Origin of the sequence: Anaeromyxobacter oryzae (assembly GCF_023169945.1) — a bacterium.
GTDB classification, from domain to species: Bacteria; Myxococcota; Myxococcia; order Myxococcales; family Anaeromyxobacteraceae; genus Anaeromyxobacter; species Anaeromyxobacter oryzae.
Genome location: NZ_AP025591.1, coordinates 1,522,324 through 1,538,519 on the forward strand (window position 1 = coordinate 1,522,324; position 16,196 = coordinate 1,538,519).

Annotated in this window: 8 protein-coding genes; 6 read left to right on the plus strand and 2 right to left on the minus strand. The window is 72.8% G+C overall.

The annotated features are described in order from the left end of the window. Positions 1-148: 148 nt before the first annotated feature. Complete coding sequence (gene chrA, locus AMOR_RS06640) at positions 149-1,447, plus strand: chromate efflux transporter (protein ID WP_248359901.1); 1,299 nt, start codon at positions 149-151, stop codon at positions 1,445-1,447. A 135-nt stretch (positions 1,448-1,582) separates the two neighbouring features. Then, on the plus strand, positions 1,583-2,239 hold the full coding sequence (locus AMOR_RS06645; RefSeq protein WP_248359904.1) for a hypothetical protein: 657 nt from the start codon (positions 1,583-1,585) through the stop codon (positions 2,237-2,239). Between the two features lie 5 nt (positions 2,240-2,244). Here AMOR_RS06645 and AMOR_RS06650 read toward each other — a convergent pair whose 3' ends face one another. Beyond that, positions 2,245-2,886 carry an NADPH-dependent F420 reductase gene (locus AMOR_RS06650; protein ID WP_248359907.1) on the minus strand — a complete coding sequence of 214 codons (642 nt, stop codon included), beginning with the start codon at positions 2,884-2,886 and terminating at the stop codon, positions 2,245-2,247. A 271-nt stretch (positions 2,887-3,157) separates the two neighbouring features. Between AMOR_RS06650 and AMOR_RS06655 the strand changes: the two genes are divergently transcribed. Further along, positions 3,158-4,237, plus strand: coding sequence for a sigma-54 interaction domain-containing protein (locus AMOR_RS06655; RefSeq protein WP_248362471.1), 1,080 nt, complete (start codon positions 3,158-3,160; stop codon positions 4,235-4,237). Positions 4,238-4,841: 604 nt separating this feature from the next. Here AMOR_RS06655 and AMOR_RS06660 read toward each other — a convergent pair. Next, a complete protein-coding gene (locus AMOR_RS06660) occupies positions 4,842-4,988 on the minus strand; it encodes a hypothetical protein (protein ID WP_248359910.1) in 147 nt (48 codons plus the stop codon). Positions 4,989-5,010: 22 nt separating this feature from the next. On the opposite strand from AMOR_RS06660, the gene AMOR_RS06665 reads away from it, so the two are divergent. From AMOR_RS06665 to AMOR_RS06675, 3 genes are read left to right on the plus strand one after another with little or no spacing between them, the layout of a single operon-like run. Beyond that, positions 5,011-6,495, plus strand: coding sequence for a multicopper oxidase domain-containing protein (locus tag AMOR_RS06665; RefSeq protein ID WP_248359912.1), 1,485 nt, complete (start codon positions 5,011-5,013; stop codon positions 6,493-6,495). Positions 6,496-6,506: 11 nt separating this feature from the next. Beyond that, on the plus strand, positions 6,507-7,961 hold the full coding sequence (locus AMOR_RS06670) for a multicopper oxidase domain-containing protein (RefSeq protein WP_248359915.1): 1,455 nt from the start codon (positions 6,507-6,509) through the stop codon (positions 7,959-7,961). 27 nt (positions 7,962-7,988) lie between these two features. Next, complete coding sequence (locus AMOR_RS06675; protein WP_248359917.1) at positions 7,989-16,187, plus strand: Ig-like domain-containing protein; 8,199 nt, start codon at positions 7,989-7,991, stop codon at positions 16,185-16,187. The last annotated feature ends 9 nt before the right edge of the window (positions 16,188-16,196 follow it).

Consider the following 16,196-nt stretch of genomic DNA (forward strand, 5'->3'; position numbering starts at 1 on the left):
CGCCTCCTCGCGTGCCCCTCCCGGAGGGGCACGGCGCCCGGGCAGGGAGCGAGCCGCTCTCGCCCGGGCGCGCACGGTTCCGCCGCGGGGCGCGCCGGACCGTTCCCGTTGGCGCCCGGAGTGGATCTGGCGTAAACGACCTCACGGCATGGAGATGGAGACCCTGACGCCCCGTCCGACCCAGCGCGCTCCACGCGGCGCGACGCGCATCTCGCCGTCGCTGACGGATCTGTTCCGCGCGTCCCTGTGGCTCGGCGTGATCGGGTTCGGCGGCGGGGTGAGCGTGCTCGGCAACATCCGCCACCTCGCCGTCGAGCGGCGAAGGTGGGTCACGGAGCGCGAGTTCACCAACACGGCGACCGTCGCGCAGATGCTCCCCGGTGGCGCCGCGTCCAACGCGCTCGCGCACCTCGGGCTGCGGCTCCAGGGGCTCCCCGGCGCGGTCGCCGCCTACACCGCCTTCATCCTCCCCGGCGCGCTCCTCACGCTGGCCCTCGCCTGGGCGTACGTCCGGTTCGGCATCGCCCCCCGCGCCGAGGTGGTGCTGTCGGGCCTCAACGCCGGCGTGGTGGGTCTCGTCGCGGCGCTCGCGATCCAGATGGTCCGCTCCTCGGTGGGGCGCCTGTGGCAGATGGGTGTCGCCGGGGCCGCCCTGCTCCTCAGCACGGCGGGCGGCGCCGCCTCCGGCGAGATCGCGGGCCTCGGGATCGCCGCCGGCCTCGTCTTCGATCTCCTCGCGAAGCGCGCGCGCCTCGCGCGCATGCGCCGTGCCCCGCGAAGGCGCTTTGCGCCGAAGCCCTCTCCGCCGGTCGCGCTCCCGGACGAGGGCCAGCCGCTCGAGCCGCTCAGCGCGACCCGCGCCCCGGAGCACCACCGGCCGGTCCTCGCCGTGGCGCCGCTCGGGCTCGCCGCGGGGGCCTCGGCCGGCACCCTCCTCGCGCTCGGGCTCCTCTTCTTCCGCACCGGCCTCGGCGCCTATGGCGGCGGGTTCGCCATCGTGCCCCACCTCCACTCCACGGCGGTCGACGCCGGCTGGATCACCGAGCAGCAGTTCGCGAACGCCGTCGCGGTGGGGAAGCTCACGCCGGGGCCGGTGCTCCTCATGGCGACGTTCATCGGCTACGTCGTCCGCGGCTTCCCCGGCGCGATCGTCGCGACGTTCACCATCTTCGCCGCACCCTTCCTGCTCGTGGTGGTGCTCGGCGCGTGGCTGCTCCGGGTGCGGTCCCGGCGCTGGGTCCGCGCCGCGCTGCGCGGCCTCACGCCGGCGGTCGTGGGGCTCATCGCGGCCGCCGCGGTCACCCTCGGGGGCACGCTGCGCGGGCCGCCGGACGTCGGGATCGCCGCGGCGACGGCGCTCACGCTGACCCGGTTCCGGCTGAGCCCGGCCCTGGTCCTCGTGATCGCCGGCACGGTCCGGTGGGCGCTGTCCCTCGCGGGCGTGTAGCGCGATCGTCGATCCCGGCCACGAGCTGCCACGCGTGCGCGATTCCGGCGCGAAGCCGGCTCGTCGCGCCCCAAGATCCCGATCACCCCGCCCGGAACCCCGTCCCGATGATCGGCCAGCTCGAGGGGGACGGCCATGACGGTCACCGCGATCCACCACGGGTGGAGGCGAGCGCATCGTCGACTCCGCGGCGCCGGGATCATGACCGTCCTGGTCGCGGCCTGCGCGACCGCCCCCACGGGCGAAGGGCCGGCCGGAGCCTTCGTGACCTTCACGAGCTACACCGTCCCCGTCCCGGAGGGTGGCGGCTGGGGCGTCGCGCGCGATCCGTCCGCGGAGGCCGTGTCGTTCAGGAGGGCGACCCCCGCGCCGCCGACCGGCAGCGACGTCGCGACGACCGAGGTCCGGGTCTTCAAGGTGCCGATCCCCGAGGACGCCGCGACGCTGGGCGAGGACGCGCTGGCGGACGCGTTCCTCGAGCAGGAGCACCGCATCATGCTGGAGCAGGGCGTCGCCCGCGGGCTGTATCGACTCGGGACGGTGGCGAGGGGGGTCGAGACGATCGCCGGCCGGAGGCTTCACACGATGCGCTACGAGACGGAGACGCCGGGACCGGGGTGGATGCCGAGGAAGGGCCAGTCGGCGCTGTTCCTCTACTTCCCGCCGGATTACCCGGCGCGCCGGGCCTTCTACGGCTTCCTGATCGTGGAGTCGTGGGAGAAGGGGAACATGTACGCCTCCCCGGATCTGAGGCGGATCGAGCCGGTGATCGCGGGGTTCGCGGCGCGCTGAGCGCGTCACCTCCGCAGGACCTTGAAGGCGTGCTCCCAGTCGTTGCGGAGGAACCCCGGGATGCACCACAGCATGCAGAGCGGCTCGATCGCGCGGGCGGCCGCGGCCGCGCCGAGGTCCTCGGTTTCCCAGCCGAACTGGTCGAGCACCGACGCGACCTGCTGCTTCGCCCCCTCGTCGTCGCCGCAGACGAACATCGTGGGCCTCCCGCCCGCGAGCCGAGGGTTCACCATCAGCGCGTTCCCGACGCAGGAGAACGCCTTCACGAACCTCGCCCTCGGGGCCTTCGCCTGGAGCGCCTCCATGAGCGACTCGTTGGGCCCGGTGAAGAAGCGGAGCACGCCCTTCTCCGGGGGTGCGTCCGCGATCGGGTTGGTCGTGTCGAGGACGGGCTTCCCGTCGAGGGCGCCGCCGCAGGCGTCCACCACGCCCGCCGCCGCCGTCCCCTTCACCGCGAGGACGACGACGTCCCCGAACCGCGCCGCCTCGGCGAACGTGCCGGTCCGCGCTTCCGGGCCCGCGTCCGCCCTCCACGCCGCGAGCTTCCCCGCGTCGCGCGAGCCGCGCATCACCTCGTGGCCGTGCTTCAGGAACCCGTCGGCGAGGACCTGCCCGACGACGCCGGAACCGAGGACACCGACCTTCATCGCCGAACCTCCTGGGGTGCGTGCGCGGGGATAGCCGGCGCGGCGTCGCGGGGCGAGGCACGGACGGGGCTTGGCTCGCGCCGCGCGGCACGAGCGACGACGGCCCGGGGCGTGCGCGCAGCCATCCCGAAGGCGGCCGGACGGGGCGGGCGACACGCTTTGCGCTCCAAACATCGTCCCTCGACCGCTGGACTGGCATCTCTCCCGGCACACCCCACCTTGGCGGGCGACCGAGCAGCACGGGGAAGTGGGAAAGGCGCGTCGCTTGCCAGTGCCGGAGTGGTGCAAGGAGCCGTTCGGGGCCGGGACCACGCGGTGCCACTCGTGTGACCAGCAACGGACGGTCGCCGGCGTCCGCACCTGCCGCCGGCTCGAGGCGCGCAGCCCCGCCATGCAGGCGATCCTGCGCCGGGCGCACGCCATCGCTCGCACGTGCGCCCCGGTCGTGTTGCTGGGCGAGACCGGGACCGGGAAGGAGGTGCTCGCGCGCGCGCTCCACCACGGCAGCCCGCGCGCGAGCGGGCCGTTCGTCCCGGTGAACTGCGGCGCCATCCCGGGCGAGCTGCTCGAGAGCGAGCTCTTCGGCCACGTGCGGGGCGCCTTCAGCGGCGCCGTCGCGGAGAAGCCGGGGCTCTTCGAGGCCGCCTCCGGCGGCACGCTCCTCCTCGACGAGGTGGCCGATCTCCCGCCCCTGCTCCAGGTGAAGCTCCTCCGGGTGCTGCAGGACGGCGAGGTGCGCCGGGTGGGGTCGAACCGCGCGCTGTCCGTGGACGTCCGCGTGATCGCCGCCACCCACAAGGACCTGGAGCGGCTGGTGGAGCTCGGCGACTTCCGCTCGGACCTGTACTACCGGATCAAGGTGCACGCGCTGCGCCTGCCGGCGCTCCGCGACCGCCGCGAGGACATCCTCCCCCTGGCCCGCCATTTCCTGGCGCTCGAGCGCGAGCCCCCCCGCGAGCTCGCCCGGGCCGCGCAGGAGCTCCTCGTCGCTTACCGCTGGCCCGGGAACATCCGCGAGCTGTCCAACGCGATCCGGTGCTCCGCCGCGCTCGCGGAGGGGCCGGTGATCGAGCCGCAGCACCTCCCCGAGGAGATCGTCCGCCCACCCGCGGCTGCGGCGCCGGCGTGCGACCTCCGCACGCTCGCGGAGGTGGAGCGGGACCACGTGCTCGCCGTGCTCCAGGCCTGCGGCGGCGTGCAGGCGGACGCGGCCCGGATCCTCGGCATCGGCCGGAACACGCTCTGGCGCAAGCTGCGGGCGTGGGGCTACGGGGCCTTCGGCGAGCTCGCCGCCACGGAGGCCTTGAACTCCTCCCAGCCTCGCTCGAACTCGAGCACCAGGCCGGCGTAGGCGCCGGCCGGCGCGCGCGGCAGCTGGTCGAGGAGCCGGTACAGCTCGCCGCGCAGCCGGTCGAGGCTCACGGGGACGTGCTCTTCGGGCGCCCGGCAGGCGGCGCGGCCGCAGGGATCCCGTCGCGAGGGCCGGCCGTGACGTGAGTGACGGTTGGGCATCGGTCGCTCCTTTCACGCGGAGCGGAGCATCCCGCGTGCCCGCGCTCGAGCGGGCGCCGGCGCACGCGCGGGCGCGCAGCGCGCGCCCACCGCGCGCCGAGCCGGTGTTCCACGCGCTCCACCCTGGAACGCGCCGGCGCCGGGGATCGGCGGGCGCCGCGGGATCGCGACCGTCGCCTCGCGCTCCGCGATCCGCGGGCTTCGTGGGGAATCGCCGGTCCGCGCCGCGGCGCGGCAGCGTGGCAGGTCCGATGCAGACGAGCGCGAGCAGGTGGATCACCCGGGGCAGTCGAGCGCGGGGGCGCGCGGGAAGGCCCGGGTCTCAGATCGGGGAGCACGGCAATGAGCAGTCGACCGAGGCGTCTCGTCCGGTTCCTCTGGCCCGCGGTGGCGGCGGCGCTGATCGCGCTCTGGCCGCACCTCGCGCTGGCCGGTCACACGGGTCACCGCGTGCGCCACGGCGGCGCATGGCCGCAGCGCTCGACCGGGCACGGCTCGCGCGACGTCGCGAGGCGCCACGCCGGCGGGTTCCGCTCGCCGGCGCCGGCCCGCTCCGCCCACTCACGCTCCCGGTAGCCCGGGACGCTCATCCATCGAGGAGGTCTCTCCGTCATGCGCGTCATGAATCGCCACGCTTTGCTCGCGCTCTGCCTCGCCCTCTCCGCCCTGCCCGCGGGCGCCCAGTCGTTCCGGGTGCAGTGCCCGGCGACGACCCCGCTGCACCCCAACGGCAGCACCGTCGATCCCGCCCACCCCGGCCTCGTGAAGTGCCAGCACGTCGGCGGCGGAGACGGGTACGCGACGATGGGCGACGGCCACCAGATCTACCTGTTCGCCTTCAGCCCCCTCTCCGGCCTGCGGGACATCGAGGCCGGGCTCCCGGGCACGCAGACCGCGGACACGTTCCTCGGCGGCTACTCCGGCCCGAACTACTCCGCGCTGGGGACCGCCGCCGCCAACGCCGCGGCGACGCCCAGCAACGGCGCGGTCACCGAGCCCGCCGGGATCATGGACATGGGCGTGCTCGCCGGGAACGCGCCGGCGCCGCTCATGGCCATCGACGAGGACGACGAGCTGTTCCTCACCCTCAGCAACCCCGGGATGATCATGCGGCCGGACCTGTTCGAGCAGCACACGGTCCACTTCCACGGGTACCCGAACGCCTCGTCGTTCTTCGACGGCGTGCCGGACGCCTCGGTGGCCATCAACATCGCCGGGAGCTTCACCTACTACTACACGGCGCCCGACGCCGGGACCTACTTCTGGCACTGCCACATCACGCCGCCCGAGCACCTGCAGATGGGCATGGTCGGGCAGCTGTACGTCCGCCCCCGCCAGGACCGGCTCGGCCCGGCCGACGACCTCGGGGCCGCGCTGCTGGCCGCGAACCGCAAGGCCGCCGTGGACCCCTCGGCGACCGGCCGCTCGTGCAGCGACATCCTCTGCACCGGACAGACGCCGCTGCCCGTCGGCGCGAGCGCCACCACGGGCGCGACCGGCGTCACCGGCGGCGCCAGGTACGCCTACAACGACGGGGACGGCTCGACCCGCTACGACGTCGAGTACCCGATCCAGATGATGGGGTTCGACCCCAACTTCCACTACGTCGGGATGACGTTCAACCCCGAGTCCTTCGCGGAGATGAAGGACAAGTACCCGCTCCTGAACGGGCGCGGGTACCCGGACACGGTGAACCCCGGCGCCATCACGACCGTGTCCGCCGACGGCGTGGCGCGGCCCGCGCAGCCGCTGCCCAGCCTCATCACCATCGACAAGACCGCCGGCCAGACGCGGGCTCTCCTGCGCCTCTCGATGCTCAGCGTCACCGAGCACGTGACGGTCGGGACGATCGGGCTGCCGATGCGGGTGATCGCGCAGAACGCGCGGCTCCTCCGCGACCTCGCCGGCGGCGACACGACCTTCCTGACGAACTCGATCACGATGGGCGGCGGCGAGTCGACCGACGTGATCCTCGACGTCGGCGACCCTCGGTACCAGCCGGGCCAGACCTTCTTCCTCTACAGCACCAACCTGGATCACCTCTCGAACGACGCCGAGAACTTCGGCGGAATGATGACCGAGATCCGCATCCAGTAGGAGCCGCCCCCATGACGCCCTTCACGTCGAAGCGCCGCGCGTCGCGCGCGGGAATCCTCGCGGTCTGCGCATCGTTCGCACTGCTGCCGCTCCGGCCGGCTCGCGCCGCCGTGCCCGGCATCACCGGCACGTCCTTCAGCCTGGTCGCGTCGGCCGACTACACCACCCAGCCCGACGGGGCCGCCATCTACTCGTGGGGCTACGGCTGTGATCCGGCGACGACGCCGGCCTTCGCGCCGTTCCCCGGCACCTGCCCGCAGATGCAGCTGCCCGGGCCGACGCTGATCGTGACCGAGGGTCAGCTCGTCACGGTCACCCTCAGGAACGGCCTCCCGCCCGCCGCGGGCAACACCTCCATCGTCTTCCCGGGGTTCCAGGTCACGACGACGGGCGGCGTGGCGGGCCTGCTCACGCAGGAGGCCGCCAGCGGCGGCGGCACCGTGACGTACAGCTTCACGGCGACCTCGCCCGGGACGCACGCCTACCACAGCGGGACGCAGGCCGACCTGCAGATCGAGATGGGGCTCTTCGGCGCCATCGTCGTGCTGCCCGCGAGCCCGCCGGCGGGGTGCGTGAAGGGACGCTTCTCGCTCGCCGCCGCGGCGTTCGACAACGCCGCCACCTGCTACGACCGCGAGTACATGTTCCAGCTGAGCGAGATGGACTCCCGCATCCACGACGCGGCGCTCGCGCAGGTGCAGGCCTGCCCCGTCGGCCCGTGTCCGGCGATCGTCGCGGTCACGGAGCCCTACCACCCGAACTACTTCCTCCTGAACGGTCGGTCGATGCCCGACGACATGGACACGTCGTACGCGCCCGGCTACGCGCACCAGCCCTACAACGCCAACCCGCACATGCACCCGGGCGAGAAGATCCTGATGCGGATCGTCGGCCAGGGGCGGTGGCAGCACCCGTTCCACTTCCACGGGAACCACGCGCGCGTCCTCGCGCGCGACGGCAACCTCCTCGTGAGCGCGATCGACCAGGTGTCGCTCGCCGGCCCGCTCCTGTTCACGACGCCCACCGTCTCCGGCCAGACGCAGGACCAGATCTTCACCTGGACCGGCAAGGGGCTGAACTGGGACGTCTACAACCACCACGCCGGCGACGGCAGCACCTGCACGCCGGACGCGGCCGGCTACCACTCGGTCCCGACGGATCCGAACTACGGCGAGTGGTGCGCCGACCACCTGAAGCCGATCCCGGTGGCGCCGCCCGATCCGACCATCGTCGCCATCGGCCAGTGGTACGGCGGCACGCCCTACCTCGGGATCCAGAGCACGGGCGCGTTCACCGGCACCAACGAGCCGCCGGGCACGCTCAACCAGAACCCGCAGGCCGGCTACGCGTACATGTGGCACTCGCACAACGAGCGCGAGATCACGACGAACGACGTCTTCCCCGGCGGGATCATGTCGATGCTGCTCATCGACCCTCCGTCCTGGTTCATCGACGAGACCCTCTGAGGCGCACGAAGGATCGAGGAGCATCCCATGGCACCCCATCTCCCAGTGAACGTGCGCCTCTCGACGACGGCCGGCGCCCTGGCGCTGCTGGCGCTCGGCGCCGCGTGCAGCTCGAGCAGCCGCTCCAGCCCGAAGCCGGCGACGTCGTCGTCCCGGAGCCCGCTGCAGGTTCGGATCACGAACGTGCCCGGCACCGCCATCAACCTGACGGCGCAGCGCATGACCACCACGCTGCGCGACGGCACCGCCCTGCCGATGTGGGGCTACTGCGTGACCGGCTCCTGCACGGCGGCGTGGGCGCCGGGTCCCACGATCGTCGCGACGGCCGGTGACACGCTGCAGATCAACCTCACGAACGGCCTGCCCGCGCCGACCTCCCTCGTGGTGCTCGGGCAGCTCGGCGGCGGGGTCGGAGCGCCGCAGAAGATGCCCAGCCCGGCGCACACCGGGCAGAGCTTCACGACGTTCCCGGGCAACGCCCCCGCGCCGGCGCCGTTCGTGCCGCCCGCGCAGGGCCCGCGCGTCCGCTCGTTCGGCACGGAGGTCCCGGCGGCCACCGCGACCACCGGGCCGACGACGACCACGCTGACGTGGTCGAGCCTGCGGCCCGGGACGTACCTCTACGAGACGGGCACGCTCCCGTCGCTCCAGGTGCCGATGGGCCTCTACGGCGTGCTCGTGGTCACGTCCGCGCCGGGCACCGCCTACCCCGGCGTGACGTACGACGACGACGCGGCGCTGCTGCTCAGCGAGATCGACCCCCGGCAGAACGCCGCCGTGGACGCGGCCGCGCTGGCCGGCACGGACGTGAACGTGCGCTTCGACGACCCGGCCTGCACGGCGACGCAGCCCTGCTACCCGGCCGCCGTGAACTACGCGCCGACGTACTTCCTCGTGAACGGGAAGCCCTTCGACAGGACCTCGCCGCAGAACACGGTCGTCGAGGTGGGCAGCACGGCGCCGTACGGCACCGGCAACATCCTGGTCCGGCTCCTCAACGCCGGCTCGCGCACCCACGTCCCGTCCATCGTCGGCCTCCCCATGGCGCTCGTCGCCGAGGACGGCAACCCAGCGCCGGGCAACCCCAAGCTCCAGAACGAGGTGCTGCTCACCGCGGGCAAGACCTACGACGCGGTGGTGAGGCCGCCCGCGAGCACCGGCGGCACGTCCTACGCGCCGGGCACCTTCACGGTGTTCGACCGGTCCCTCAGCCTCAGCACCGACAACCACCCCGACGGCGGCCTCCAGGCCTTCCTCCTCGTGGACCACGCCGCCGCCGCGACCACCACCACGACGATCAACGGCGTCGCCACGACGATCCCGGTGGCGGGCGCGCCGGGGAACCTGCCCGCCGCGGCGACCCCCACGGCAAACCCCGACACGTTCGCCGTCCCCTTCGACACCGCGATCAGCGCGAACGTCACCACGAACGACGTCGCCGTCGCGAGCGTGGTGCTCGGGACGGGCGCGGCCCACGGCACCCTCGTACTGAACGCCGACGGCAGCTTCACCTACACGCCCTCGGCCGGGTTCAGCGGCGTGGACCAGTTCACGTACGTCGCGAACGGCGACCCCACCGTGACGGCGCTCGTGACGCTGAACGTCGCCGCGCAGCTCACCGGCCCCGCGAACATGCCGGTCGCGAACCCCGACGCGTACACGAGCAGCCTCGTCTCGAGCTTCAGCGCGCCGATCCCCGGCGTCCTCGCGAACGACACCGATCCGAACCGGTTCCCGCTCACCGCCGGCTCGGTCGCCGGCAGCACCTGCGGCTCCGTCGCGCTCGCGCCGGACGGCTCGTTCACGGTGACGGGCAGCCCGCCCTCGTGCCAGTTCACGTACGTGGCGACGAACTCGCAGGGCACCGCGAGCGCCCCCGCCACCGTCACCGTGACCTTCGGCGCGGCCGGCAGCGTCGCGGGCCTCGCGGTCTCGGTCGTCGACGCGAGCACCGGGGCCGCGATCCCCGACTACCGCTGGACGCTCCAGGAGGACCTCACCTTCGCGCACGGCACGACCGCCACGCCTCCCGTCACCACGCGCACGGTGGGCACGAGCTTCCACCGGAGCCACATGCCCGTCGTGGCCACCGGCTGCGTCGGCCCCGTGAGCTGCGGCAGCGGGCAGTCCGTCCGCGGGGTCGTCGTGACCGACGCCGACGCGCTCGCGCACCAGACGACGCCGGACCAGGTCGCGCTCGATCCGACGCGGCGGTACTACGTCTCCATCCTGCCCGGCGACGGCAGCCCGCCCGGCCACACCATGGGCGGCGGGCAGGTCAAGGCGGCCGGCGCCGCGTGGGCCCCGCTCACGATCAAGCTCGAGGCGACGCCGCTCCCGACGGCGCAGATGAGCATCTACGTCTACGAGGACGACTCGCCGACGAACGGCCAGGACGAGCCGGCCGAGAGCCCCCTGGGCGGCTTCAACATCATCCTCATGGACCCGGCCGGCCGCACCGGCGACGTCGCCGGGCAGCAGAGCTACGACGCCTTCAACATGCCGCTCTCGAACGCGCTGCTCGGCAGGCCGGGCTGCCCGGACGAGCTGAACACGGCGACGAACGGCACCGGGACCGCGGCGGCGGGGAACCTGGTGGGCGTGGTCTACACGTGCCCGAACGATCCGAACGAGGGGACGCCGGCGGCGAATCCGGCGAGGTACGCGCTCGCGGGGCACGCGCTCATCCAGAACCTGACGCCGGCCCGCTACGACGTGATCGCCCATCCCGGCGCGGCGCGCGAGGGCGCGGGCGAGATCTGGTGGCAGACCGAGACGCTCGAGGGCACGGCCGCGCAGGACGCGTTCGTCGGCGTGAACGAGCCGACGTACTTCCAGGAGTTCGGGCCGCCCGGCCCGCACGTGACCATCGGCTTCGTGAACCCCGCACACGTGGCCGCGTACGCGGCGGCCAGCGGCTTCACGGGCACGAGCACGATCACCGGCAAGATCACGAACCAGCACATGTCGCACCCGTCCGACGTCACGCTGTGGGACTCGGGCTCGTACGGCATGCTGTTCTCCACCACCTGCCAGGTGGTGCTGAACTCGCAGGCGGGTGACGGGCCCGCGGTCGCGGCCGCCGAGTGCGATCCGGATGGCAACTTCGTGCTCACCGGCGTGCCGGCCGGCAGCTACGACCTCGCCATCTTCGACCAGTGGCTGGACCAGATCATCCAGAACGTCGCGGTGACGGTCCCGGCCAACACGCCGGCCGTCGCCCTCGGCGACCTCCCGGTGCTGAGCTGGTTCACGCAGTACGACCAGAACATCTTCATGGACCTGAACGGCAACGGGAAGCTCGACCCCGGCGAGCCCGGCATCTCCAACGTGCCGCTCACCGTCCGCTACCGGAACGGCGCGCCGTCCAACGCCACCCTCTCCGACAGCACCGGGAACGGGATCCTCGTCGAGCTGTTCCCGCTCTTCAACTGGTACGTCGCCGAGGCGGACACCACCCGCTACAAGCAGACCGGCGTCCACGTCTGGGTGGACGGCGGCGGCAAGCCCGACACGTCCGGCCCCGGCGCCAGCCTGTGGACCTCCACCTACGCCTACGCGCCCGACGGGAGCACCGAGCGCGTGGAGCAGCCCGGCGCGCTGAGCTACGGCGTGCAGAGCTTCATCAGCCAGCGAAACCGCGTGGAGTGGGGGCGGACGCCCTACGTGAAGGGCGAGAACGGAGGCATCGTCGGCACGGTCGTCTACTCGTCCACGCGCCCCTTCGACGACATGCGGTTCAACGTGCAGACGATCTGGGAGCCGCTCGTCCCGCGCGTCACCGTGAACCTCTACCGCAAGGAGACGCTCGCCGACGGCACCGGCACGCTCACGCTCGTCGACACGACGCAGACCTCCAGCTTCGACGACTACGCGAACCTGGTGTACGGCGCCGACGGCGCGCAGTACCTCCTGGCCTCGGACGGCAGGCTCCGCGTCCCCGCCACCGGCGCGCTCGCCCCGGCCGCGGCGTACCCGGCCGGCAAGCAGGTCAACCTGCAGTGCCCCGGGCAGGACCCGGCCGATCCCTTCGTGAGCTACACCCTCGGCGCGACCGACCGGCAGCGCTGTTACGACGGCTGGCACGACTGGAACCAGGTGCAGGCCGCCCCGTACGACGGCCGCTACGTCTTCCCGAGCGCGGCCTACGTCGCGGCGCACCCGCTCACGGGGGCGCAGAAGGCCGCCGGCCAGACCCTGGTCAGCCTCCCGCCGGGCACGTACGTGGTCGAGGAGGTCACGCCGCCCGGCTACGAGGTCGTGAAGGAGGAGGACAAGAACATCCTCATCGGCGACGCGTTCACCGGGCCCGCGCCGCAGCAGTTCGGCGCCCTCGCCAGCATCTTCATCCTCCCGGACCAGGCGACCCTGAACAACGCGAACCCGTACGCCCCGGGCACCGGCGACCCCGGCTTCCAGAGCGATCCCACCACGAACCTCGGCGTCTACGGCGTCACCACCGGCACGGCGTTCCCCGAGTGCGTCGGCAACCTGCACCGCGTGCCGGACTTCCTGAGCCTCTACCCGCAGGCGCAGCAGGTCGCGCCGTTCGCCGGCATGGACCGGCCGCTGTGCGACCGCAAGAAGGTGGTGCTGAACGATCAGATGCAGGCGAGCGCGACCTTCTTCGTCTTCACCGAGACGCCCGTCGCCTCGAACAACACGGGCATCATCCTCGACGACGCCTCCTCCGAGTTCAACGCGGTCTCGCCGGACTTCGGCGAGAAGGCCTCGGTGCCCTTCGTCCCGGTGTCGATCAAGGACTTCACCGGGAACGAGATCGGCCGCACCTACAGCGACCAGTGGGGCGCGTACAACATGATGACGCCGTCGAGCTGGCTCGTGAACCCGCCGACGCCGTCCGGCTACGGGCCGAACATGCTCGTCACCTGCATCAACGACCCGGGACCGATCCCGGATCCCGTCACCGGCGCGCCCGTCACGGATCCGGCCTACAACCCCGCGTACAGCAACTTCTGCTACACGAACCCGTACATGCCGGGGCAGACGACGTACCTGGACACCCCGGTCCTGCCCATCGCGGCCTTCGCGGCCGGCTACAACCCCGCCGACTGCGCCCTCCCCGACGCGACGCCCGCCATCCAGCGGGTGGACGGGAGCGGCGGGTTCGGCCCGTGGCTGCCGACCACGGGCGGCACGCTGACGATCACCGCGCAGGGCGATCAGCAGGTGCAGAACCCGGCCTACGCCGGCCCGTTCGCGGCGAGCGGCCTCACGAGCCAGCTCACGATCACCCGCCACTACGGGTTCGGCAGCGCGCGGGGCAGCGTCCGGATCGGCAACGTCGACCTCACCGGCAGCGTCACGGGGTGGAGCGACGGCACGATCGTCGTCGCCGTCCCGGCCGGCACGCCGACCGGCGAGCTGTCCATCACCACCGCCGCCGGCCAGACCTCGCTCGACACCGTCACCGTGAACCTCGAGGACAGGACGCCGGCGCGCGTCTCGCCGGGGGTCTCCACCATCCAGGGCGCCATCGACACCGCGAGCCCGGGCGACCTCATCCTGATCGACGCCGGGACCTACAGCGAGCTCGTGATCATGTGGAAGCCGGTCCGGCTGCAGGGCGTCGGCGCCGCGTCGGTCATCATCAACGCGGCGAAGTACCCGACGTCCAAGCTCGAGGCCTGGCGGCCGCGGATCAACGCGCTGTTCAACATCGACCCGATCATCGGGAACCAGGTCGGTCCGTCGCAGGTCGACCCGCTCCCCGGCCAGGAGATCACCGGCGGCACGGTCGTGCTCGAGCCGACGGTGCTCGGCACCGAGGAGGGCGCCGGCATCACCGTGCTCGCGAAGAACCTCCCCGCCTCGCGGTGCTTCGACGTGACGGCGGTGGGGTACGAGAGCAACTTCCTGTGCGCCCCCTCGCGCATCGACGGCCTCAGCGTCACCGGGGGTGACGCCGGCGGCGGCATCTACGTCAACGGCTGGGCCCACCAGCTCGAGATCTCGAACGACCGCGTGTACGGGAACGCCGGCGCCTACAACGGCGGCATCCGGGTCGGCGTGCCGTACCTCGAGCTCGAGCAGCTTCCGATCGCGCGCGGCCAGGCAGTCGGCCTCGGCTACGACGACGGCGTGCGGATCCACCACAACGCCATCACGAAGAACGGCAGCCTCGAGGCGCCGATCGGGAACGGCGGCGCGGGCGGCGGCGTCTCGATCTGCAGCGGCACCGACGGGTACAGCGTCGACCACAACTTCATCTGCGGCAACTACAGCAGCTCCGACGGCGGCGGGATCGGCCACCTCGGGTTCAGCCAGGGCGGCACGATCGCGTTCAACCAGATCCTGTTCAACCAGAGCTTCCAGCAGACCGCCACGACCCACGGCGGCGGGATCTTCGTCGGCGGCGAGCCGCCGATCGCCGGGACCCTGTCCCTCGGCACCGGCGACCTCACCATCGACGCGAACCTCATCCGCGGGAACCTCGCCGAGGGCGGGAGCGGCGGCGGCATCCGCCTGCAGCAGGTGAACGGCGCGGACGTGGCGGCGAACCCGAACGTGCCGAGCCGGTGGTTCGCGGTCTCCCTCACGAACAACATGGTGGTCGACAACGTGGCCGGCTGGGCGGGCGGCGGCATCTCGCTCGCCGACGCGGTGGTCAGCCGGATCGTGAACGACACCGTCTCGTCCAACGACAGCGTCGGCATCGCCGGCGTGGTGCTGGCGGGCGGCGTCGCCCTCCCCGGGGCCACGACCGGCCAGGCCGGCGTCGGCCGCCCGAGCCCCGCCGGCATCGCCTCCGAGCCCACCAGCGGCGCGCTCCGGGCGGCCATCGGCCCCGGCTCCCGCCTGACCGCCACGCAGCGGGCGATCTCGAGCCCGCTCCTCGTGAACGACGTCCTCTGGCAGAACCGGTCGTTCTTCTACGACGGCAACGGCGGCCTCTGCGTCGGGAACAGCCTCGCCGACGTGACGCCCGCGTGCGCCCACCTGCCCGATCAGACGGCGACCGGCCAGTGCGTCCCGGGCGCCAAGTACTGGGACCTCGGCGTGCTCGGCGACACCTCCGCCGCGACGCCCGGCCCGGCCGCGCTCGCGCCGAGCTTCTCGATCATCACCGCCGGTTACCCCGGCAGCGGCAACGGGAACGCGAACCCGACCCTCGTCGATCCGTACTGCAACGGCTCGCGCGTCGTGCCGGAGCTGCCCGGCGTCATCGACCCCGCGAGCGTGAAGAACCTCCAGGTCGCCGCGACCGTCGACGAGGGCAACAACTACGTGAACCTCCGGTACGGGCCGCTGTACACGACCAACCCGGCGACCGGGAAGCCGTTCGGCGACTACCACCTCGGCGGCGCCGTCACGAACGCCTCCGGCACCGTCATCGGCTCGACGTCTCCGGCCTTCAACGCCGGCACGCCGACCGGGGCGCCGAACCACGACTTCGACGGCCAGCCGCGGCCGATGGGGGCCCGCTTCGACATCGGCGCCGACGAGTTCTTCATCCCCACGCCCATGCTGGCCGTGAGCCCGAGCCCGCTCCCCTTCGGCGCGGTGTCCATCAACACCACCCGGACCCTGGTCGTCACGGTGTCGAACGTCGGAGGCGCCACGGCAAACCTCGCCACGCCGACGATCGCGAGCGGCAACGCCGCGCTCCGGTACGGCTTCACGTCGACCTGTCCGGTCGGCGGCGCTGGCCTCGCGTCGGGCGCGTCGTGCACGATCTCCGTGACCTTCGCGCCCGTCACGCTCGCCCCGAGCCCGCAGACCGCCACGCTGACCGTGAACGCGACGAACGCCGCGAGCGCCGGCGTCGCGCTCACCGGCACCGGCGCGATCCAGTCCTACCGGATCGCGCCGGGGCCCACGGTCGGCCACGGCTTCGGGAGCCAGCCGGTCGGCACGCAGAGCGCGCCCTTCCAGTTCACGATCACCAACACGGGATCGCTCCCCGCCGGCGGCGAGCTGTGGCTGAACGGCAACCCGCTCGCGACCGGCACCTTCGCGACCCAGTTCCTGGCCGCCTTCCGTCCGGGAGACACCTGCACCGCGACCACCCACCTCGCCGCAGGCGCGTCCTGCACGTTCAGCGTCGTGTTCGCGCCGACCTCCGCAGGCCCGAAGGGCACGGGCGTCACCAGCCCAGGGGCGCGCATCGACGTGAGCCACGTGGCCGGAGCGGTGAACGCCGGGTTGCTCGGCTCGCCGGTGTGGGGCACCGGCCTCACGACCGCCGCCGTCACGCGGAGATGAGGAGGAGCC

Bases quoted from the DNA above. Each gene is read 5' to 3' on its own strand.
- chrA (WP_248359901.1), top strand. From the start codon at position 149: ATGGAGATGGAGACCCTGACGCCCCGTCCGACCCAGCGCGCTCCACGC.
- AMOR_RS06645 (WP_248359904.1), top strand. From the start codon at position 1,583: ATGACGGTCACCGCGATCCACCACGGGTGGAGGCGAGCGCATCGTCGA.
- AMOR_RS06650 (WP_248359907.1), bottom strand. From the start codon at position 2,886: ATGAAGGTCGGTGTCCTCGGTTCCGGCGTCGTCGGGCAGGTCCTCGCC.
- AMOR_RS06660 (WP_248359910.1), bottom strand. From the start codon at position 4,988: ATGAGCGTCCCGGGCTACCGGGAGCGTGAGTGGGCGGAGCGGGCCGGC.
- AMOR_RS06665 (WP_248359912.1), top strand. From the start codon at position 5,011: ATGCGCGTCATGAATCGCCACGCTTTGCTCGCGCTCTGCCTCGCCCTC.
- AMOR_RS06670 (WP_248359915.1), top strand. From the start codon at position 6,507: ATGACGCCCTTCACGTCGAAGCGCCGCGCGTCGCGCGCGGGAATCCTC.
- AMOR_RS06675 (WP_248359917.1), top strand. From the start codon at position 7,989: ATGGCACCCCATCTCCCAGTGAACGTGCGCCTCTCGACGACGGCCGGC.